The organism is uncultured Friedmanniella sp. (genome assembly GCF_964244005.1).
Taxonomy (GTDB): domain Bacteria; phylum Actinomycetota; class Actinomycetes; order Propionibacteriales; family Propionibacteriaceae; genus Microlunatus.
Map to the genome: position 1 here is coordinate 1 of NZ_CAXTHG010000048.1, position 19,558 is coordinate 19,558.

The following is a 19,558-nucleotide window of genomic DNA, read 5'->3' on the forward strand; positions in this document are numbered from 1 at the left end:
CGTCGACCTGGATCCGGATCACGGCCTTGAGGTACTCCCGCCAGACCGGGTTGTTGCGGTCCATGTAGAAGCACTGGTGGTCTCGGTCGGGGCACTCGACCCAGCGGGCGTGGCAGGGCTCGCCGTGGATGTCGCGGGCCACGCACTCCTCGATCAGGTCGGTGACCGGCTCCCCGGCCGAGTTGCGCAGCCCACCCGGAAAGTAGGTCTCGAAAGCCGGCCACAGGTTGGGGTAGCGGTTCGAGGAGAACTCCCGCAGCCCCAGCCAGTCGCGGTGCCCGACCCCGCGCAGCTCGTTCAGGGCAAGGATCGTGCTCTCGTCGTCGTCGAGCTCCACCGGGAACTCCCAGCCCTGGGCCTCGAAGACGATGCCCAGCACCTTGATCCCGCGCGCCTGGCAGGCGGCCACGAACTCGGCGTCGTTGACGAAGCCGTAGAAGCGGGAGCGCGGTTCCACCGCCCCGAACGCCTCCTGCTCGAGGTACGGCAGGGCCAGCGACCCCCCGCCCATCGACGCCCAGACCAGCAGCGTGGCCCGGTAGTCGACCAGGTCGTCGACCATCCGCAGCCGGCGCGGCGGCAGGCTGGGGTGGTAGCAGTGCTGCCGGGGGAACCACGCGTCGAAGTAGACGCCTCTCTCCATGAGCTCAGCAGCCGATCAGGAGCCGGGCACGTTCGCGTAGGTGTTGCCGGCCCGGTCCTCGCCGCGGGCCAGCCAGATCTTCCAACCCTCGTTCTGCTCCACCGGCATCATCGTCACCGACGCCGGGAAGTAGCGCATGGTGTAGCCGGTCCGGCGGACCGCGCTCGTGTTGGCCCGCGCTCCGTGCACGATCCGGCCGTCGTGCAGCGAGAACTGGCCACGCTCCAGCTCGAAGTCGACCGCCTGGCTCTCGTCCACGTCCGGGATCTCGGCGTGGAACGTCTGCACGCTCAGGTCGGTCGCAACGTAGTTGTCGTGGAAGCCGCCGTCCAGGTGCGTCCCCGGGATGACGCGCATGCAGCCGTTGCTGCGGTTGCTCGGGCCCAGCGCCAGCCAGACGGTGACGATGGAGTCGTAGCGGTCGAACCGGCCGTTCCAGAAGGCTGAGTCCTCGTGCCACGGCGTCGCCCGACCCGTGTAGGGGTCCTTGGAGATGAAGTGGCTGGTCCACAGGGCGATGTCCGGGCCGACGAGTGGCTCGACCAGGTCGAGCACCTCATCGCCCAGCAGGTAGTCGAGCAGCCGCGGATCGCGGAAGTGCGGGGTGTCGAGCTCGTCGGAGAGCTTGGACCCCTTGTCGGCAAGGTGCTCGTCGAAGATCGCCTCGAGCGCGTCCAGCTTGTCGGCGCTGTAGAGCTGACGTCCCGGCAGGAGGTAGCCCTGCGAGCGGAAGGTCGCGACGTCGTCGTCGGTGAGCACGGTGGTGATCACGGGAGAACTCCTGGCTGAGGGGTGCTGCCGAGCACGCGGACCAGCTCGGCGAAGAGGTTGAGGTCGGCGACGAAGTCCTCGGGCGAGGTCTTCGGGGCAGCACCGGTGGTGACCGCGTGGTGGAAGTACTCCAGCTCGGCGGTGTACGGGTCCTTCAGGTGCGGCCGGACCGTCGTCTGGGTGAACGCCGTCCCGGAGGTCTCGGTCAGCGTGAGCGTGGTGGGCAGGTGCCTGACGTACGGGGTGTCGTACTGGATCCGCATCGACGCGAGATCGCCATAGATCTCCAGGTGGGCGTCGAAGCGCAGCTGTTCGTCGACTCCGGTCTCGTAGACGACGACGTGGTCGGGATAGTCGAGCAGGGCCGCGAGGTAGCCGCCGCCGCGCCACATCCGAGCCGACGCGACGCCTGATGGCGGGCCCAGCAGCTCCCGCATGGCGGAGAAGTCGTGGCTGCCCAGTCCGCAGAGCAGCCGGTACGCGCCCGCCAACGCCTCAGGCACGTCACCGAGGGCGTCGCGCACCAGCGTGCGGCCGCGGTCCCAGCGCTGCTCCATCTGGTCGGTGGTCAGGTCGTCGGCCCGGACGACGTAGGCGGTCTGGTCGACGATCAAGGAGTTGCGGCCGATCACGTCGTGCACCCGGGCGAAGTTCACCGTGCCCAGGCTTGGCAGTCGCTCCACCGCCTCCATGAACGCCGGGGCGAACCGGCGCATGTAGCCGACCATCACCGTCAGCCCGGTGCGGTCGCGGGCGGCGATGATCCGCTCCGCCTCCCGGGGCGAGAGGCACATCGGCTTCTCGACCAGCACGTGCAGGCCGTGCTCGAGGGCGAGCACCGCGCACTCGGCGTGGAACTCGTCGCTGTTGAGCACCAGGACGGCGTCCAGACCGCCGGCCTCGATCATCTCGCGGGCGTCGAGGTAGCGGTTGGGGATGCCGAAGCGGTCGCCCACGGTCTTGACCAGCGTGGGGGAGATGTCGCAGCCCGCCTGCACCGAGAAGAGCTGCGGCAACGACTGCAGGACGGGCAGGTGGATGACCTGGGCGACCTCGCCCAGGCCGATCACGCCGACGTCGAGCACGGAGGTCACCGGCGCCGCTCTCGCGGCGCATGCCAGAGCGGCTTGCGGTGGGGCGCGTGGGCCAGGGCGTGCCGCAGCGCGCGGTACGCCGGCTTCGCGTGCAGGTCCTCGTCGAAGGCCAGCGGTCGGCGGGCGGCCCCGTCCTCGCGCGGGAAGTCCTCCTGCAGCCAGGTGTAGCGGTCGGACAGCCCGAACGCCATCACCGACTTCACCGCCGGCTCAGCAAGGGTGACCCTGAGGTAGTCGGCGTAGATGTCACCCACCGCCGCGTCGCGGGCCCGGACGTCGGCGGGCAGTCCGTCGTCCAGCACGTCCAGCTCGGTGACGAGGATCTTCAGCCCCCGCTTGGCGATCTGGCGCAGGAAGCGGCGGTACTGCTTGGGGTCGAAGCTGTCCCAGTAGCTGGCCACCAGGTGGGCCTGGACACCCACCGCGTCCAGCGGGACATGCTGCCGCTGCAGGGTGTCGATCACCGAGAGGATGCCCTCCTGCCGAGCCGCCGGGTCGTCGCCGTACTCGTTGGTGGTCTCGAAGCCGAACTCGTTGAGCACCAGGGTGGCGTGCGGGTCGTAGCGCCGGGCCAGCCGGAACATCCGGCCCACGTACTCCTGGCCAATGGTGGCGTACCAGGGCACGTTCGTCCGGAAGCCGAGCTCGTCGGCGTCGTCACCGATGGGGCTGGTGACTTCGTTGGCCACGATCCAGCCGGCTGTCCGACCGCGGTAACGGCGAACCATCGCCTTGGCGGTGCCGTAGAGCAGCTCTTCAGCGTCGGGCTTGTCCAGCTCCCACAGGTAGTCCTCGGGCCAGCCGTCGCCGAAGCCCTCGTCCCAGACCAGGTGGGCGGCAAACATGAGCTGGTGCTGTTGCCGTGCGCGGGCGAACAGCGTGTCGGCCAGGCTGAAGTTCAGCGGCGCGTCCGGGGTGGGCTTGAGCTGGTACCAGAGCAGGTCGTCCTCGGTGAAGAGGATCCCTGCCTCACGGTCGAACAGGGCGGCGTACTCGGCGTCGCTGACCTGCCACGTGGCTGTCGAGGAGCCGAAGGTGATGCCGCGTTCGGCTGCCACCCGCCACAGCGGCGCGTGCCGGGGGCGGGGGTGGCGGTGGGCCGGGGTGGTCGAGGTCGCGGCGGCGGGGAGAGCAGCGGCTCCGACGCCGGCGACCGTCGCGGCTGCGGCGCCGCCCAGCAGCAGACGACGCGAGACCTCACGCGAGGAGGGGTGCTGGCCGGTGCCGGCAGCAGCGCCGGCCTCGTCAGCATCAGCACTGATGCCAATCGATTTGGTGGTCATGGCGCATGACACTAACGGCCGCCGCCGACCTTGGGAAGACCCAGTTTTCTCGAGCCCGGCTCAGGAGGTCTCGCGGACGATCAGCCGGCAGGGCAGCACGACCGTCCGGCGCGAACCGCTGTGCCGGCCCTGCAGCCGGTCGAGGACGAGCTTGCCCGCCGACCAGCCCGTCTCGTACGCGGGGTTGGCGATCGTGGTCAGCGCGGGGCTCACCAGCGAGGCGGCCTCGATGTCGTCGAAGCCGACGAGCCGGACGTCCTCGGGCAGCCGCAGGTCGAGCTCGCGGGCGGCGTCCAGCGCGCCGATCGCCATCAGGTCGTTCGCGCAGAAGACGGCGTCCGGGGGGTGCGGGGTCCGCATCAGCCGGTGCATCGCCCCCCGGCCGCCGGCCCGGGTCCAGTCCCCGTGCACGTTGAGCTGGCGCGACACCCGCAGCCCCGCCTCATCGAGGGCCTCGTGGTAGCCGGCCACCCGGGACTGGCCGTGGGTCACCGGACCCGAGATCATCGCCACCCGGCGAGCGCCGCGCGCGACCAGGTGCTCGACGGCCGACCGGGACGCCTCGCTGTCGGCGGCGATCACCCGGTCGACCAGCGGGTGGTCGATGCTCTCGCCGAGGCAGACGACCGGGATGTCGAAACGGGTGGGGGCGCTCGCCCGGGCGGAGTCGCGTTCGACCGAGGCCACGACGAGTCCGTCGGCGCCGCGGGCCAGCACGTCGGACACGTACTGCCGCTCGCGCCCCGCCGACCCGTCGGTGTTGCAGACCCAGGTCCCGTAGTCGCTGCCGAGCGCGTCGGCGAGGCCCCGGGTGAGCTGGGCGTAGAACGGGTTGGTGATGTCGGGGACCACCACGGCGATCATCTGCGAGCTGCCGACGCGCAGGTTGCGGGCGACGTGGTTGGGCCGGTAGTGCAGCTCGACGACCGCGGCCTGCACCCGGTCGCGGGTGGCGGCAGCCACCGGTCGCTTACCGGTCAGGACGTGCGACACGGTGGTGGTGCTCACGCCGGACGCCCGGGCGACGTCGGCGATCGTGGCGCGGGCGATGGTGGCGCGGACGGCGGCCTCACCGGCAGACGCCGAGGTGTCGGTCACGTGGCACCTCCTTCGCCCCGCGTGGGAGCGGTCGCTCTCGGGAATGTAGCGCAGTCGGGGCCGGGACCCAAAACGATTGACCACGTCGGTACGGCCGGTGATGATGAGCCGCGCCCCCTGTTGTCCCGGCCGGGGTCGACGACGAGGAGGCCCCAGGTGCTGATCGAGGACGTGACGAGCGCGCTCGTGGTCTTCGCCCACTGCGACGACGCGGAGTGGATGTTCGGCGGCACGGTCGCGCGGCTCGTGGCTGGCGGGGCCGCCGTCAGCTACGTGGTCTGCACCGACGGCTCGAGCGGCGGCATCGACATGTCGGTGACCGACGCCGAGCTCGCTGCCACCCGGGCGGCGGAGCAGCGTGCGGCCGCTGCGGTGCTCGGCGTGGGCGAGGTGGTCTTCCTCGGCTACCACGACGACCAGCTGGAGGTGACGGCCGGGCTCAAGCGCGACCTGGTCCGCCAGATCCGCCGGTTCCAACCCGACCTGTTGCTGACGATGACGCCGTTCCGGCCGATGGACGCGCCGGTCGACTGGTCGCACGGCGACCACATGGCGGCCGGGGAGGCGGCGCTGCGGGCGGCCTATCCCGAGGCGCTGATGCCGCGGATCTACCCCGAGCTGCTCGCCGAAGGGCTCGAGCCGCACGCCGTGGCCGAGGCCTGGGTGCCAGCCATCGGGGACGCCGACCTGTACGTGGACGTCAGCGCGGTGGTCGAGACCAAGATGGACGCCGTCTGGTGCCACTGGAGCCAGAACGGCGAGGCCAACGGCGACCGCGGCTGGATGTTCGACCGGCACATCGCGCCACCGCTGCGCGAAGCCGGACTGAGGATCGGCTCCCGGTACGCCGAACGCTTCCGCCGGATCCCGATCCGGCCCTGACCCGTCTCGGGTCAGCCGCGAGTGGCGCTCGACGGGTCACAGCCCACCGGTACGGTCCACCTGTGCCCGCTGATCTGCGCCTGTTTCGTTGAGCCGTGCCTACCGAACGACTCTGCGCGCCACCGCGAGCCGATATCCGACCGGTTGTCCACAGGCTTCCGCCCAGCTCTTGACAGCCGCGCTGCCGTGTAGCAGTGTCTCGCCCAGACTCGGGGCAATCGATTTGGGTGCACCGGGCGAAAGCTGCTCGCCCCTCTCGAAAGGTCGGTTCGATGAAGAACCTCAGATCGCGGACCCTGCCCGTGCTCGCGGCATCCGTGGCGCTGACCCTGTTCGCCGCTTGCGGTGGCGGCAGCGGCAACAATCCGTCCACGGCGCCGCAGACCTCCCAGGCCGGACCGGTCGCCGAGCCCACTGAGCCGGTGACGATCACCTTCTCCTCCTGGGTCGGGAACACCAAGGGCATGAAGAAGCTCTACGCCCAGTTCAAGACCGAGCACCCCAACATCACCGTCGAGTTCCAGGACGTCCCGGCGGAGGAGTCGGAGAAGAAGCTCACGACCCAGGTCGCCGGTGGCAACCCGCCGGACGCGGCCTACGTGGACGCGAGCAACGTGGCCACGTTCGCCCCGCGCAAGGCCCTGGTGAACCTCGAGAGCTACATGGCCCGCAGCGACGGCACCAAGCCGGCCGACTTCGTGGACGCCTTCCGGGCGCAGACCACGGTCGACGGTGCGATGTACGGGCTCCCGTTCGACGGCGAGACCACCGGCCTCTTCTACCGCAAGGACCTGTTCGAGGCGGCCGGTATCACCGAGGCCCCAAAGACCTGGGACGAGTTCACGGCGGCCGCCGCGAAGCTGACCGACCCGGCCAAGAAGCAGTACGGCTTCCAGGTCTTCGCGCCCGAGGCCGAGTACTACTTCTACCCGTGGCTGTGGCAGAACGGCGGCGAGCTGCTGAGCTCGGATGAGAAGACGTTCCTCCTCAACAACGACGTGGGCAAGCAGGCGGCGGACTACTACGTCGGGCTGACCAAGTACTCCTCCCCGGACTACCTCAACTCCAACTCCTACGACGCCCGGATCGGGTTCGCCCAGGGCCAGATCGCGATGTACATGGCCGGGTCCTGGTTTGCCGGGGTGCTGGACGACGAGTTCCCCAAGATCAAGGGCAAGTGGGCCACCGCGCCCCTGCCGAGCGGCACCGCCGGCTGCAAGACCACCATCGCCGGTGACGCGCTGGTGCTCTTCGCCAAGGGCAAGAAGCAGGACGCCGCGTGGAAGTGGATCGAGTACCTGAACAAGCCGGAAAACATGGCGATCTGGACCTACAAGTCCGAGGGCACATCGCTGCCGCCGCGTATCGCCCTGCTGGACTCGCCCGAGCTGGAGAAGGAAAAGCCCGTCCTGAAGGGCTTCGCCGACCTGATGAAGTGCGGGGTCAACTACAACATCGCCAACAAGTCCTGGCCCCGGGTCACGGAGGACCTGAACACCGAGCTCGGCAACGCGATGTTCGCCAAGGTCACCCCGGCCGAGGCACTGGACAACACCGCCGCGACATTCGACAAGCTCGGGTCTCGTTGACGACTTACCCCTCCCCCGCGCGGCCGCTCGGCGCGGGGGAGCGGGCCGGTTCGCTCCCGCCCCCGCGCCGGAGAAGCGTCGCCTGGCGCATTCGCCGGAACTGGAGCGCGTACGCGTTCCTCTCGGTCCCGCTGCTGCTGTTCATGGTCTTCACCGTCTTTGCGCTGATCTTCGCCTTTTACCTGACCTTCCACGAGTGGAACGCCCTCGAGCCCGAGACGCCTTACGTCGGGCTCCGCAACTACTCCGACATGATCGCGGACGAGGGATTCCGGGGCGCGATCGTCAACACGTTCTACTTCACCGCGGTGTCGGTGCCGGTGACGATGGCGATCGGTCTTCTCGTCGCCCTGTTGCTCAACCTGCCGCTCCGGGGCCGTGGCTTCTTGAGGACGCTCTACTTCCTGCCAGTGGTCACCCCGTTCGTGGTCGTCGCCATCTTGTGGAAGTGGCTCTACAACGGTGACTTCGGGCTGTTCAACTTCTACCTGCTGAAGACCCACCTGATCGACTCGCCGCTGCTCTTCCTGTCCGACCAGAAGCTCGCCATGCCTTCGGTGATCCTGATGAGCATCTGGTCCGGCGTCGGCTTCTCGATGGTCATCTACCTCGCCGCGCTCCAGGCCATTCCCGAGGACCTGTACGAGGCGGCCCGGGTCGACGGCGCGTCGGGCTTGTCGCGGCTGCTCTACATCACCGTCCCGATGCTGCGGCCGACCACCCTGTTCCTTGCGGTGATCGGGATCATCGGCGCCTTCCAGGTCTTCACCCAGATCTTCGTCATGACCAGCGGTGGACCTGCGGAGAAGACCACGACCGTCGTCTACTTCATCTACCTCGCCGCGTTCAAGTTCTACGAGTTCGGCTACGCCAGCACGCTGTCGTTCGGGCTGTTGGCCATCCTGCTGGTCTTTACGATCATCCAGCTGCGGATCTACCGGAAGGGGGATGCGTGAGCGGGTTCGCGGAACGCCAGCGAGGCAGGTCCGCGCGGGAGGTCGTCCCTGGTCAAGGGCCTTCCGACGCGTCCGCGGCGACCCCGCCTGAGGCGACCGAGGCGGTCTTCGTGGCCGCGGACGTCACGAAACCACCGCGTCGGCGGCGCCGCTCCGGCTGGTACTGGCTCGCCTACGTCATCCTGGTGCCGTTCGCCATCTTGTTCGTGGCGCCGTTCGCCTGGCTGATCAGTGCCTCGTTCCAGAGCATCGGGGACATGTTCTCGTGGCCGCCGCAGTGGATCCCGAAGAACCCGAGCACCACCGGCTACCAGAAGTTCCTGGGGGTGGGGCCGCTCAAGGGCGAGGACAGCCCGCAGGCGTGGCGCTGGTTCGCCAACAGCGCGTTCGTCGCCGTGTCGGTGACGGTGCTGCAGCTGTTCTTCAACTCCCTCGCCGCGTACGTATTCGCCAAGCGCGAGTTCCCCGGCAAGAACGCGATCTTCCTGCTCTTCCTGGCGACGATGATGATCCCGGGCCAGATCACGCTGATCCCGAACTACCTGGTGATCAAGCACATCCCGCTGTTCGGTGGCAACGACATCCTCGGCCAGGGCGGCTCCGGCTGGCTCGACTCCTACTGGGGGCTGATCATGCCCGGTGTCGTCAGCGCCTTCGGCATCTTCTTGCTCCGGCAGTACATGGTCTCCATCCCCGACGAGCTGCTCGACGCCGCTCGGATCGACGGGGCAAACGAGTTCTCGATCTACTTCCGGGTGGTGCTGCCGCTCTGCGGGCCCGCGCTCGCCGCGACCGGGATCTTCACCTTCCAGGGAGCCTGGGAGGACTTCTTCTGGCCGTTGATCATCGTCAGCAGCCCCGACAAGTACACCGCACCGCTGGGTCTGGCCCTGTTCGTGGTGGAGAAGCGCACTCAGTGGGACGTGCTGTTCGCCGGCTCGGTGATCGCGACGCTGCCGATGATCATCGTGTTCATCATCTTCCAGCGCCGCTTCATCCAGGGCATCTCGGTCAGCGGCCTCAAGGGGTGACCCAGCCTTTCGCGCGGGACCGGGTCGAGTCGCTGCTCGGCGAGGGCGGCGGGATCCTCCGGCTGCAGCCCGCCTGGGTGGCGCGGGACTTCCTGCCGCCCGGGCGGCGGCTGGGTCTGGCTGAGCAGGAGTACGACCTCGGCGAGCGCGGCGCGATCTGCGAGCGCTGGCTGGCCTCGACCACCCCGGCCGACAACCGGATCCGGGTGCCGGACGAGGGTCTGTCGCCCGTCGAGACCGACGACGGCCAGCCGCTGCTGCTCGCCGACGCCGTCCGGGCCGCGCCCGAGGCGGTCCTCGGGGCCGCGTACGCCGCAGCCCATCCCGGCGGGCTGGGCCGGCTGCCCAAGCTCTTCGACTACGCCGCCCGGCTGCCCTTCCACATCCACCCGCCGCAGGCGTACGCCTCGCTCGTGGGCCGCCAGCAGAAGGACGAGGCCTACCACTTCCTGCCCGACGTCGATCTTGGCCCGCACCCGGAGACCTTCCTCGGCGTCCACCCGCACATCGCGGCCGGGCCGCGGGGAGAGGCGTTGCTGCCGTACCTGCAGGACTGGGACTCCGACCTGATCCTGCGCACGTCACGGGCGTACCTGCAGGTGCCGGGGGAGGGCTTTCTCGTACCCTCAGGCACGCTGCACGGACCCGGGACGGCGCTCACCCTCGAGCTGCAGGAGGACTCCGACGTGCTGAGCATGTTCCAAGCCCTCAACGGTGGCCGGATCATCAGCAAGGAGCTCCTGTACAAGGACGTCCGACCCGAGGACCGCGACCGCGACCGCGAACGCTTCCCGCTCGGCTTCGTCGACTGGCAGCACAACGGCGATCCCGACCTCTACGCCGTCGCCCACCTCCAGCCGCGGCTGGTCGGCGGGTCGACCCCTGACTGGGGCCGGCGCGAGTGGGTCTTCTCCGGCACCACGAAGTTCAGCGGCCAACGGTTCACCGTACGACCGGGATCTCGGCTGCGGGTCACCGAACCGGGGGTCTACAGCCTGTTCGCCTGGGCAGGTCGGGGTACCTGGGGCGGGCACGACCTGGTGGGCCGCTCGCCTGGCCGAGACGAGCTGTTGGTCAGCCACAGCGCCGCGACCGCCGGCGTCGAGGTCGTCAGCTCAGGTACGGAGCCGCTGGTGGTCTACCTGCTCTCCGGTCCCGACCTGCACCCCGCGTCGCCGCCGGAGTCTGGACCCGACGGCGGAGGCGGTCCGCGGTGACGACGCCGCTGGTCCTCGACCTCGACCTCGCGATGGGTGCTCCGGGCAGCGACGTCGACGACGGGTTCGCGCTCGCCCTGGCGGTGGCCGACCCGGCCCTCGACCTGCGCCTGGTCACCACGGTCAACGGCAACACCGACGTCCAGACCGCCACCGTTCTGACCGCCGAGCTGCTGCACCAGCTGGGTGCTTCGAGCGCGCCGCTGCACCGGGGGGCGAACCGAGCGCTGCTGCACCCCCAGAGCCGGACCGGTCAGGTGCCGGCCGGGGTGCCGGTCCGCCCGCCCCAGCCGGGTCACGCGGTGACGGCGCTGGTCGAGACGGTGCGTGCTCGACCGGGCGAGCTCACCCTGGTGGCGATCGGTCCGCTGACCAACGTGGCCCTGGCCATGCTGCTCGCCCCCGACTTCGCCGGGTCGCTGCGGAGCCTGGTGATCATGGGCGGGGTCTTCGGCGGCACCACCGGCGTGGCCGACATGCCCGGGGAGTTCAACGTGTGGAGCGATCCCGACGCCGCCCGCGTCGTGCTGCAGAGCGGGGTCGCGGCCACCTGGGTCGGGCTCGACGTCACCCGCCAGGTCCGGCTGACCCGGGCGGCGGCGCAGTCCATGACCACCGATCCCCGGCCGTTCGTCGCTTTCGCAGGCCGCTACTCGGTCGCGTGGATCGACCACCTGGCGGCGGGGGAGGATGTCGGCGTGACCTCTTGCGCCTTGCACGACCCGCTGGCCGTCGCCGCGGTCAGCCGTCCCGAGCTGCTGACCCTGGCTGATGCTCACCTGCAGGTGCAGCTCGACGGGGTGGCGCGCGGCGTGCTGGTCGCCGAGCGCGTGGTCCCCGGCACGGGACGGACGCCGAGCGGCCGCGAACCCAACGCGCAGATCGCGGTGGGCGTCGATGCGGCCGGCTTCTCGCGCTACTTCCTCGACACCCTGGGCCGGCTGTGACGTCCGCGGCAGCGAGGTCGGGAGCTGGGCCGCTGCGACTGGCGGTGGTCGGGGCGGGTTCGCGCGGGATGACGTACGCGCGGGAGAGCACCGCGAGCGGTGAGGCCGTGGTCACCGCTCTCGCCGAGCCCCGTGCGTCGCGCCGAGCGGCGGCGGCCGCGGAGCTCGGGGTGGCGCCGGACCGCTGTACCGCCGGCTGGGCCGAGCTGCTGGCCCGGCCCGACCTGGACGTGGACGCGGTGGTGGTCGCCACCCCGGACCGGCAGCACACCGAGCCGGCTCTCGCGGTGATCGCTCTCGGCCTGCCGTTGCTGCTCGAGAAGCCGATGGCTCCGTCGGAGGAAGAGGCCCGGCTGATCGGCGAGGCTGCGCTGAGCTCGGGCAGCCTGGTCTGCGTGGCGCACGTGCTGCGCTACTCGGCCTACACCGCGGCGGTGAAGGCGGTGCTGGACTCGGGGGCGATCGGCGACGTGGTCAGCATCGAGCACCTCGAGCCGGTCGGTTGGTGGCACCAGGCGCACTCCTTCGTCCGCGGGAACTGGCGGCGCGAGGACGAGTCCAACCCGATGCTGATGGCCAAGTGCTGCCACGACGTCGACTGGCTCTCCTACCTGGTCGGGCGGCCTGCCGCCCGGGTGTCCTCGTTCGGCAGCCTCAGCCACTTCACCTCCGCCAACAAGCCTGAGGGCGCCGCCGGTCGCTGCCTGGACTGTTCGGTCGAACGGCAGTGCCCCTACTCGGCCGTGCAGATCTACCTCGAGCACGTCGACGATGCGGCCGCCCAGGTCTGGCCCCTGTCCATCCTGACCGAGGACCTCACCGAGGACGGCGTGACTCGGGCGCTGCGCGAGGGTCCGTACGGTCGTTGCGTCTACGACTGCGACAACGACGTGGTCGACCACCAGGTGGTGAGCATCGAGTACGAGGGCGGAGTCACCGCCTCGCTGACCATGACCGCCTTCACGCCGATGGCGTTCCGCAAGACCCGGATCTTCGGTACCCGGGGCACGGTCGAGGGCGACGGCTACATCGTCTCGGTCTTCGACTTCCTGACCGGCCAGACGACGAGCACCCAGCTCGTCGACCCTGACGACCCGGACGCCTGGCGCGGTCACCTCGGCGCCGACGCGGCGCTGACCCGAAGCTTCCTCGCCGCCGTCCGGGACGCCGATCCCAGCCGGATCCTCACCTCACCCACCGAGAGCCTGCACACCCACCAGATCGTCTGGGCGGCCGAGCGCGCCCGGCACCGGGGGACGGTCGAGACTCTGCCGGGCTGATGGTGGTGACGGCGCAACCCCACGAGGCGTACGCCTTGCTGTTCGCCGGTCTCGTCACCGTCTCAGGACGGCGCGTGGCGCTCGACCCGCGATAGTGTCGAGCGTCACGCTCTCGATCTGAAGGGTTACCGATGTCGTCGGTCACACAGTCCGACCTGTCCCGACCGACGGCGGAGAACACCAGCTCAACGCACGCCGAGGTACCGCGCACGCTCGCCGAACCGGCGCCGCGGGCCCTCGGGCTGCTCGACCAGCTGGGTCTGTGGGGCAACCTCGGGGTGAGCCTGCTCGGCTTCGGTGGCGCGGTCGTGCTGCTGCACCCGAACGGCCCGGACGCGCCCCCGATGTCGCTGCTCGCAGCCCTGGTCGCGACGGTGGTCGGCACCGTGCTGGGCGCCGGCGCCATCGCGCTGGCCTCGGTCGCCGGGGCTCGGACCGGTGCGCCCGGCATGGTGCTGCTTCGCGGGCTCTTCGGCGCCCGGCTCTCCTACGTCCCGACCGTGCTCAACACCGTGCAGATGCTGGGGTGGAGCACGTTCGAGGTGGTGACCATCGCGACCGCGGCGAGCCAGCTGCTGCCGTCGGTGCCGCACTGGGTCTTCGTGGTCGTGATCGGGCTGCTGACGACCGGGCTCGCGCTCAAGCCGCTCGGGACCGTCCGGGTGCTCCGCCGCTACGTCACCGTCGCCATGGTCCTCGCGGTCGGCTACCTGTTCGTGCAGCTGTTGCGGGCCCCCTTGCCCGGCCAGAGCCTGGGTTCTGAGTCAGGGGGCAGCTGGTCGGGCTTCAGCATCGGCGTCGACACCGCGCTCGCCGTTGCCGTCTCGTGGGTGCCGGTAGCCGCCGACTACTCGCGGCACTCGCGCACGGTCAGAGCGGCCGCCATCGGCCCGCTCGTCGGCTTCAGCCTGAGCCAAGTCGCCTGCTACGCCCTCGGCCTCCTCGCTCTGCTCACCGTGGCTGGCGACCCGGACCGGGTCTTCTCCTCCTTCGTCGCTGTGCCGCTCGGTGGCCTCGCGTTCGCGGTCCTGGTTCTGCGCGAGCTGGACCAGTCGTTCACCAGCGTCTACTCCACCACGGTCTCGCTGCAGAACCTCGCCCCCCGCTGGGACCGCCGGATCATCTCGGTGGTCATCGGCGTCGTGGTCACACTGCTGGCGCTGAACCTGGACATCTACGGCTACGCGAGCTTCCTGTCCCTGATCGGCTCGCTCTTCGTGCCGATGTTCGCCGTGCTGGTGGTCGACTACTTCCTGCTCGGCGGCGTCCGGACCTGGGACCTGAGCGCCGCGGCCCGGCCGCGGCGGTTGATGCTGCTGCCCTGGGCCGCCGGCTTCGTGGTCTACCAGCTCATCTACCCCGGCCAGGTCGGCTGGTGGGCGCAGGCCTGGGAAGGGATCGCCGGCGCGATCGGCTTCGTCCCGCAAGCCTGGATGAGCGCCTCGCTGCTGTCCTTCCTCGTCGCCGGGCTGGTCACCGGTGTCGTCCACCTGATCACCCGCCGCCGCTCGCCGGTGCCCGCCACCACCTAAGCCTGCGGCTCGCCGCCCTCGAGGGAGGCGATCAGCCGCCGGCCGGCGCTGTCCATGTGTGCGCTCATGGCGTCCGCAGCGGCCGTGGCGTCGCGGCGACGCAGGGCGGTGAGCACGGCGCCGTGCTCGGTGCAGGTGCGCTGCGCTTGTTCGGCGTCGCTGAGCGCCCGCTCGACCCAGACCCGGACCAGCGAGCGGACGCTCTGCAGCATCTGGTCGAGCAACGCGTTGGCGGCGGCGGCGGCCAGCTCCTGGTGGAAGCGCATGTCGGCGGTGACGAAGGCGGGGAAGTCGGAGCGGCTGGCCCGCATCATGGCCAGGTGGTCCGTGAGCCGCCGGACGCTGTCGTCGTCGATCCGCGTGGCCGCCAGCCGGGCGGCCTGCACCTCGAGGCCGTGCCGGACCTCGATCAGCTCACGAGTCTGCGGCTCGCCGAGCAGCATCCCCCAGGACAGTGTCTGGGGCAACAGCTCCGAGGTCGCGCTGCGCAGGTACGTGCCCGAACCCGGTCGGACGTCGACCACGCCCAGCACCTCCAGGGCCGCGAGCGCCTCCCGGACGGCGGACCGGCCGACGCCGAGCGAGGTGGCCAGGGTGCGTTCGGGCGGCAGCCGAGCGCCTGCCGACACCGTCCCACCGGTGAAGTAGTCGAGCAGCCGCCGGGTCACCTCGGTCACCGCCGACGTGCTGGCGATGCTGCCGCCGAGCGCCAGGCTCAGCGCCTCGGGGTCGGACGGCGGGTGCACGGGCACGCCGGGAGCCTAGAAGAGGCGGTCCAAATTGGTCAACCGGTTGACACTGAAGCCGGGAAAGGAGGACGCTGCTGGACATGGTCATCGGGCTCGGCACCTACGCCTTCTCCTGGCAGTGGCACCCCAGCGCCGAGCGGCCGAGCACCTTGGCGGACATGGTCGAGCGGACGGCCGACGCCGGTGCTGGGGTGTTCCAGATCTGTGACTACCCGGCGGTCGAGGACCTCGACGACTCGAGCCTGCACGCCCTCCGCCGCCAGGCCGAGCGGGCCGGCGTCGCGCTGGAGCTCGGCACCCGCGGGATCGGCTCGGACCACCTGGCGCGTTACCTCGAGCTGGCCGGGCGGGTGGGGGCCCGGCTCGTCCGCTCCATGGTCACCGCCGGCGAGCACCGCCCCGACGCCGACGAGGCCGTCCGGCTGCTGACCGCCGCCCTGCCCGCCTACGAGCGAGCGGGCGTCACACTGGCGCTGGAGACCTACGAGCAGGTCCCGGTCGCGACGCTGGTCGACATCGTCGAGGCGGTGGGGTCACCGGCGCTGGGCATCTGCCTCGACCCGGCCAACTGCGTCGCCGCGCTCGAGCTGCCGCTGGACACCATCGCCCGGACGGCGCCGCACGTACGGAACGTGCACGTCAAGGACTTCTGCTTCACCCGGCAGACCGGCTGGGTCGGCTTTTCCCTCCTCGGCTGCCCGCTGGGCGAGGGGCTGCTGCCGTACGCCGACCTGGTCGCCGCCGTCCAGCCCGAGCAGCGGGGGATCAGCCAGATCGTCGAGCACTGGCTGCCCTGGCAGGGCGACAGCGCCAGCACCATCCGGCTCGAGCAGCAGTGGACCGACCACACCCTTCACACCCTCAGGAGCACACCATGAGCCAGCTGACCATCGCCGTCGTCGGAGCCGGCGGCAAGATGGGGATGCGGGTCTCCAACAACCTCGCGTCCAGCGAGCACACCGTCCTCTACAGCGAGAGCTCACCGGCCGGGCGGCAGCGGACCGTCGACGCCGGCCGTACCGTCACCGACACGGCCACCGCCGTCGTGGCGGCCGACGTGGTGATCCTCGCCGTGCCCGACGTCGCGCTGGCCGCGGTTTCCGGCGAGGTGGTGCCGCAGCTGCGGCCCGGGACGATCGTGCTCACCCTCGACCCGGCCGCCGCGTACGCGAACCTGCTGTTCCAGCGCGAGGGCATCGAGTACGCGGTCGCGCACCCCTGTCATCCGTCGGTCTTCCTGCAGCGGCGCACCGAGGCCGAGCTGAACGACACGTTCGGCGGCGTCGCCGCGCCGCAGGAGGTGGTGGCCGCGCTGGAGTCCGGCGACCCGGGTGTGCAGGCCGTCGCCGAGCAGGTGATCCGGCAGATGTACGCGCCGGTGGTGGACGTGCACTGGGTGACGGTCAAGCAGCTGGCCTACCTCGAGCCGACCCTGGTCGAGGTGGTCGCCTGCATGGTCGGCGGTCTGCTGAAGGAGGCGCTGCACGAGACGGTGCACACCGTCGGGGTGCCCGAGGCCGCGGCCCGCGCGATGCTGCTCGGCCACATCCAGGTGGCGCTGGCCAACTCGCTGAAGGGCGACAATCCCTTCTCTGACGCGTGTCTGATCGCGATGGACTACGGCCGGGACAAGATCATCTCCGAGGACTGGAAGTCGATCTTCGACGACGCCGAGCTCGACTCCGTGCTCACCAAGATGTTGCACCTCGACGCGATCCACCGGTGAGCCAGCGGTTGGCGGGGCGGACCGCCCTGGTCACCGGTGCGGGCTCGGGCATCGGCCGCCGGGTGGCGACGCGCTTTGCCGAGGAGGGGGCGGCGGTGGTCTTCACCGATCGCGACCTCGACGCGGCGACCGAGGCGGTGGCGGGTCGACGGCACTGTCTGGCCGTACGGCTGGACGTCTCCGACGAGTCGAGCGTGGCGGCGGGTTTTGCCGCGGCGGCGGCCGCGGGGTACGCACTCGACGTTGTCGTGGCGAACGCGGGCGTGCAGCTCTTCGGTCAGGACTCGGCCGTCGCCGACCTCGACCTGGACGTCTGGCGGCGCACGATCGACGTCAACCTGACCGGCTGTTTCCTGACCCTCAAGCACGGGGTCCGGGCCCTGCTCGCCCGTACCGGCGGCCCAGCCGGCGGGTCGATCATCGTCACCGGCAGCCCGACCGCGCTCAACGGCGAGGGCCGGGCGTTCACCGCGTACGCCAGCTCCAAGGCCGGGATGCACGGGATGGCCCGCGCGGTGGCCGCTGCGTACGCCGACCGGGGGATCCGGGTCAACACGGTCGTCCCCGGCTACACCGAGACGCCGCTGGTGGCCGCGATCTCGGGCGACCCGGCCGACCGGGCGGCGATCGTGTCGCGGATCCCGCTGGGCCGACCGGGCACGCCGGCCGACGTCGAGGGCGTGATGGTGTTCCTGGCCAGCGACGAGTCGGCCTACGCCACCGGCGCTGAGTTTCGCGTCGACGGCGGCATGACGACCCTTTGAAGTCCACTGTCCGAATGGTGGATGCTCGTCTCACTGGCCGAGACAAAATGCCTATTCCACCACTAGGGTTACTTAGTCTGGGGGAATGGCCGACACCCTCGATCTGTCCCAGCTGCGGAGCTTCGTGGCGATCGCCGACTGTGGCGGCTTCAGCCGCGCGGCGTCGTCGTTGCACCTGAGCCAGCCCACGGTCAGCCAGCACGTCCGGTTGCTGGAACGGCGGCTGAAGCAGACCTTGATGGTCCGGGTCGGCCGGCAGGCCCAGTTCACCCCGGAAGGGGAGCGGCTGCTGCTGGAGGCCCGGCACCTGCTCGCCGCGCACGACCAGGTGCTCGAACGCCTCGACGCCACCCGGCAGACCCGGATCGTCCTCGGGTCCACCGAGACAGCGGCCGACCAGGTGCTGCCGGGCCTGCTCGGTGCCCTGGCGGCGGCGTACCCCGACCTCCGGACCCGTTTCCACATCGACCGCTCGACCCAGCTCGCCGAATCGGTGAGCAAGGGGACGGTGGACCTGGCCGTGCTGCTCGGCCTCGGGCACGAGGTGCCCGGCCGGCGGGTCGGCGTGCTGCCGCTGGCCTGGTTCGCCGCCCCCCAGTGGCGCCGGCCGGAACCGACGGACCCGATGCCCCTGGTCGCCTACGTCGAACCCTGCGGCATGCGCCAGCTCGCCCTGACCGAGCTGGGCGAGGGCGGTCAGGCGGTCGAGGTCACGGCTGAGGCCACGAGCCTGGACGGAGTGGTCGCCGCCGCCCGCGCCGGGCTGGGCGTCGCGGTGCTGCCCACGCTGGGAGCCACGCCGACCGGCCTCGTCCGGCGCCGCGACCTGCCCGACCTCGGCGTGATCGGGGTCTTCCTCGCCGCACGCCGGGGTCTGGACGTCGACCTCGAGGCGGCCGGGCTCGCGGCGCTGGAGGAGTTCTTCGACGACCTCCTCGGCCGGCGTTCAGCCGCCGTGTCCACCCTGCACGCCGTCCGTCCGGCCTGAGCGCCCGCCTGCTTGATCAGGGCTCGCGATGCTCATCCATCAGTGATCATCGTTAGAACTATCCCGAGTCTCTTACTAGGCTTTTCGTCGTCGGTTCCCCGACCGTCAGCTGCTGCTGAACCCCTCGTCCGAGGCCCGAAAGGACCGTGCCGTGCCCCTCCTGGTCAGCCCCGCCGAGCTCGCCGAGCTGTTGGCTTCCGCCGCGCCGCCTCGGCTGCTGGACGTGCGCTGGACGCTGGCCGTGCCGGACGGCCGGCCGGCGTACCGGGCCGGTCACCTCCCGGGCGCGGTCTACGTCGACCTCGACACCGAGCTCGCCCGGCACGGCGCCCCCACCGACGGCCGCCACCCGCTGCCGACCCCGGCCGACCTGCAGGCTGCGGCCCGGCGGTGGGGTCTGCGTGAGGGCGACACCGTGGTGGTCTACGACGACGGCGGCAACCTCGCCGCCGCCCGTGCCTGGTGGCTGCTGAGGAACGCAGGCCTGTCCGACGTACGGATCCTGGACGGCGCGCTGGCCGCCTGGCGTACGGCCGGGCTGCCGTTGGCCACCGGCGACGAGGTCCCCGAGCCCGGCGACATCACCCTGCAGGACGGCGCGCTGCCCGTGCTCGACCTGGACGGTGCCGCCGCCTACCCCGAGGGCGGGGTGCTGCTCGACGTCCGCGCCGCCGAGCGCTACCGGGGCGAGACCGAGCCGATCGACCCGCGAGCCGGGCACATCCCGGGCGCGGTCAACGCCCCCACCGGAGAAAACCTCGACGCCGACGGCCGGTTCCTCGACGTCGAGGCGCTGCGCCGACGGTTCGGTGCGCTCGGCCTCCAACCGGGCGACGAGGTCGGGGTCTACTGCGGCTCCGGCGTCACCGCGTCGCACACAGCCGCCGCGTTGACCCTGGCCGGCTACCGGCCCGCGCTCTTCCCCGGCTCGTGGTCGCAGTGGTCCAACCAGTCCGACCGCCCCGTCGCCGTTGGCCCTACCCCCCATACCCCTGCCCCCCGTACCCC

The 19,558-nt window shown here is 70.7% G+C and carries 19 protein-coding genes; 13 read left to right on the forward strand and 6 right to left on the reverse strand.

The features are described from left to right. The 5 genes from ACFE76_RS19820 to ACFE76_RS19840 all read right to left on the reverse strand — a co-directional run. Nucleotides 1–643 (reverse strand): hypothetical protein (locus ACFE76_RS19820; RefSeq protein WP_375433511.1); only part of this gene is annotated, 643 nt, incomplete at its 3' end. Between the two features lie 15 nt (nucleotides 644–658). Continuing rightward, nucleotides 659–1,414, reverse strand: a complete 756-nt coding sequence (locus tag ACFE76_RS19825) for a phytanoyl-CoA dioxygenase family protein (protein ID WP_375433512.1) — start codon at nucleotides 1,412–1,414, stop codon at nucleotides 659–661. Next, nucleotides 1,411–2,508, reverse strand: a complete 1,098-nt coding sequence (locus tag ACFE76_RS19830; protein ID WP_375433513.1) for a Gfo/Idh/MocA family protein — start codon at nucleotides 2,506–2,508, stop codon at nucleotides 1,411–1,413. The genes ACFE76_RS19825 and ACFE76_RS19830 overlap by 4 nt, the downstream gene beginning before the upstream one ends. Further along, complete coding sequence (locus tag ACFE76_RS19835) at nucleotides 2,505–3,791, reverse strand: endo-1,4-beta-xylanase (RefSeq protein ID WP_375433514.1); 1,287 nt, start codon at nucleotides 3,789–3,791, stop codon at nucleotides 2,505–2,507. The genes ACFE76_RS19830 and ACFE76_RS19835 overlap by 4 nt, the downstream gene beginning before the upstream one ends. A 60-nt stretch (nucleotides 3,792–3,851) precedes the next feature. Next, nucleotides 3,852–4,889 carry a LacI family DNA-binding transcriptional regulator gene (locus ACFE76_RS19840; protein WP_375433515.1) on the reverse strand — a complete coding sequence of 346 codons (1,038 nt, stop codon included), beginning with the start codon at nucleotides 4,887–4,889 and terminating at the stop codon, nucleotides 3,852–3,854. Between the two features lie 156 nt (nucleotides 4,890–5,045). On the opposite strand from ACFE76_RS19840, the gene ACFE76_RS19845 reads away from it, so the two are divergent. The 8 genes from ACFE76_RS19845 to ACFE76_RS19880 all read left to right on the forward strand — a co-directional run bounded on the left by ACFE76_RS19845 (nucleotide 5,046) and on the right by ACFE76_RS19880 (nucleotide 14,323). Next, nucleotides 5,046–5,771, forward strand: a complete 726-nt coding sequence (locus tag ACFE76_RS19845; RefSeq protein WP_375433516.1) for a PIG-L deacetylase family protein — start codon at nucleotides 5,046–5,048, stop codon at nucleotides 5,769–5,771. A gap of 272 nt (nucleotides 5,772–6,043) precedes the next feature. Further along, complete coding sequence (locus ACFE76_RS19850; protein ID WP_375433517.1) at nucleotides 6,044–7,360, forward strand: ABC transporter substrate-binding protein; 1,317 nt, start codon at nucleotides 6,044–6,046, stop codon at nucleotides 7,358–7,360. Continuing rightward, nucleotides 7,357–8,316, forward strand: coding sequence for a carbohydrate ABC transporter permease (locus ACFE76_RS19855; RefSeq protein WP_375433518.1), 960 nt, complete (start codon nucleotides 7,357–7,359; stop codon nucleotides 8,314–8,316). The genes ACFE76_RS19850 and ACFE76_RS19855 overlap by 4 nt, the downstream gene beginning before the upstream one ends. 110 nt (nucleotides 8,317–8,426) lie before the next feature. Further along, nucleotides 8,427–9,347, forward strand: a complete 921-nt coding sequence (locus tag ACFE76_RS19860) for a carbohydrate ABC transporter permease (RefSeq protein WP_375433519.1) — start codon at nucleotides 8,427–8,429, stop codon at nucleotides 9,345–9,347. Continuing rightward, the gene (locus ACFE76_RS19865) at nucleotides 9,344–10,564 is read left to right on the forward strand and encodes a hypothetical protein (RefSeq protein WP_375433520.1); all 1,221 of its coding nucleotides are present in this window, start codon (nucleotides 9,344–9,346) and stop codon (nucleotides 10,562–10,564) included. The genes ACFE76_RS19860 and ACFE76_RS19865 overlap by 4 nt, the downstream gene beginning before the upstream one ends. Then, entirely contained in the window at nucleotides 10,561–11,511 is a 951-nt protein-coding gene (locus tag ACFE76_RS19870) for a nucleoside hydrolase (protein ID WP_375433521.1), read from the forward strand. Before ACFE76_RS19865 ends, ACFE76_RS19870 begins: the two co-directional genes overlap by 4 nt. Further along, on the forward strand, nucleotides 11,508–12,791 hold the full coding sequence (locus tag ACFE76_RS19875; protein ID WP_375433522.1) for a Gfo/Idh/MocA family protein: 1,284 nt from the start codon (nucleotides 11,508–11,510) through the stop codon (nucleotides 12,789–12,791). Before ACFE76_RS19870 ends, ACFE76_RS19875 begins: the two co-directional genes overlap by 4 nt. A gap of 131 nt (nucleotides 12,792–12,922) precedes the next feature. Beyond that, a complete protein-coding gene (locus ACFE76_RS19880; protein ID WP_375433523.1) occupies nucleotides 12,923–14,323 on the forward strand; it encodes a purine-cytosine permease family protein in 1,401 nt (466 codons plus the stop codon). Here ACFE76_RS19880 and ACFE76_RS19885 read toward each other — a convergent pair. After that, nucleotides 14,320–15,075 carry a FadR/GntR family transcriptional regulator gene (locus tag ACFE76_RS19885; protein WP_375433524.1) on the reverse strand — a complete coding sequence of 252 codons (756 nt, stop codon included), beginning with the start codon at nucleotides 15,073–15,075 and terminating at the stop codon, nucleotides 14,320–14,322. The two genes, ACFE76_RS19880 and ACFE76_RS19885, sit on opposite strands and share 4 nt — an antisense overlap. Nucleotides 15,076–15,152: 77 nt before the next feature. Here ACFE76_RS19885 and ACFE76_RS19890 point away from each other — a divergent pair, with 77 nt between their 5' ends. The 5 genes from ACFE76_RS19890 to ACFE76_RS19910 all read left to right on the forward strand — a co-directional run. Beyond that, nucleotides 15,153–15,950 carry a sugar phosphate isomerase/epimerase family protein gene (locus ACFE76_RS19890; RefSeq protein WP_375433525.1) on the forward strand — a complete coding sequence of 266 codons (798 nt, stop codon included), beginning with the start codon at nucleotides 15,153–15,155 and terminating at the stop codon, nucleotides 15,948–15,950. Then, nucleotides 15,947–16,798, forward strand: coding sequence for a phosphogluconate dehydrogenase C-terminal domain-containing protein (locus tag ACFE76_RS19895; protein ID WP_375433526.1), 852 nt, complete (start codon nucleotides 15,947–15,949; stop codon nucleotides 16,796–16,798). Before ACFE76_RS19890 ends, ACFE76_RS19895 begins: the two co-directional genes overlap by 4 nt. Further along, on the forward strand, nucleotides 16,795–17,562 hold the full coding sequence (locus ACFE76_RS19900) for an SDR family NAD(P)-dependent oxidoreductase (protein WP_375433527.1): 768 nt from the start codon (nucleotides 16,795–16,797) through the stop codon (nucleotides 17,560–17,562). Before ACFE76_RS19895 ends, ACFE76_RS19900 begins: the two co-directional genes overlap by 4 nt. An 85-nt stretch (nucleotides 17,563–17,647) precedes the next feature. Then, complete coding sequence (locus ACFE76_RS19905; protein ID WP_375433528.1) at nucleotides 17,648–18,550, forward strand: LysR family transcriptional regulator; 903 nt, start codon at nucleotides 17,648–17,650, stop codon at nucleotides 18,548–18,550. A 151-nt stretch (nucleotides 18,551–18,701) separates the two neighbouring features. Next, the coding region (locus tag ACFE76_RS19910; protein WP_375433529.1) for a sulfurtransferase at nucleotides 18,702–19,558 on the forward strand (857 nt) is incomplete at its 3' end.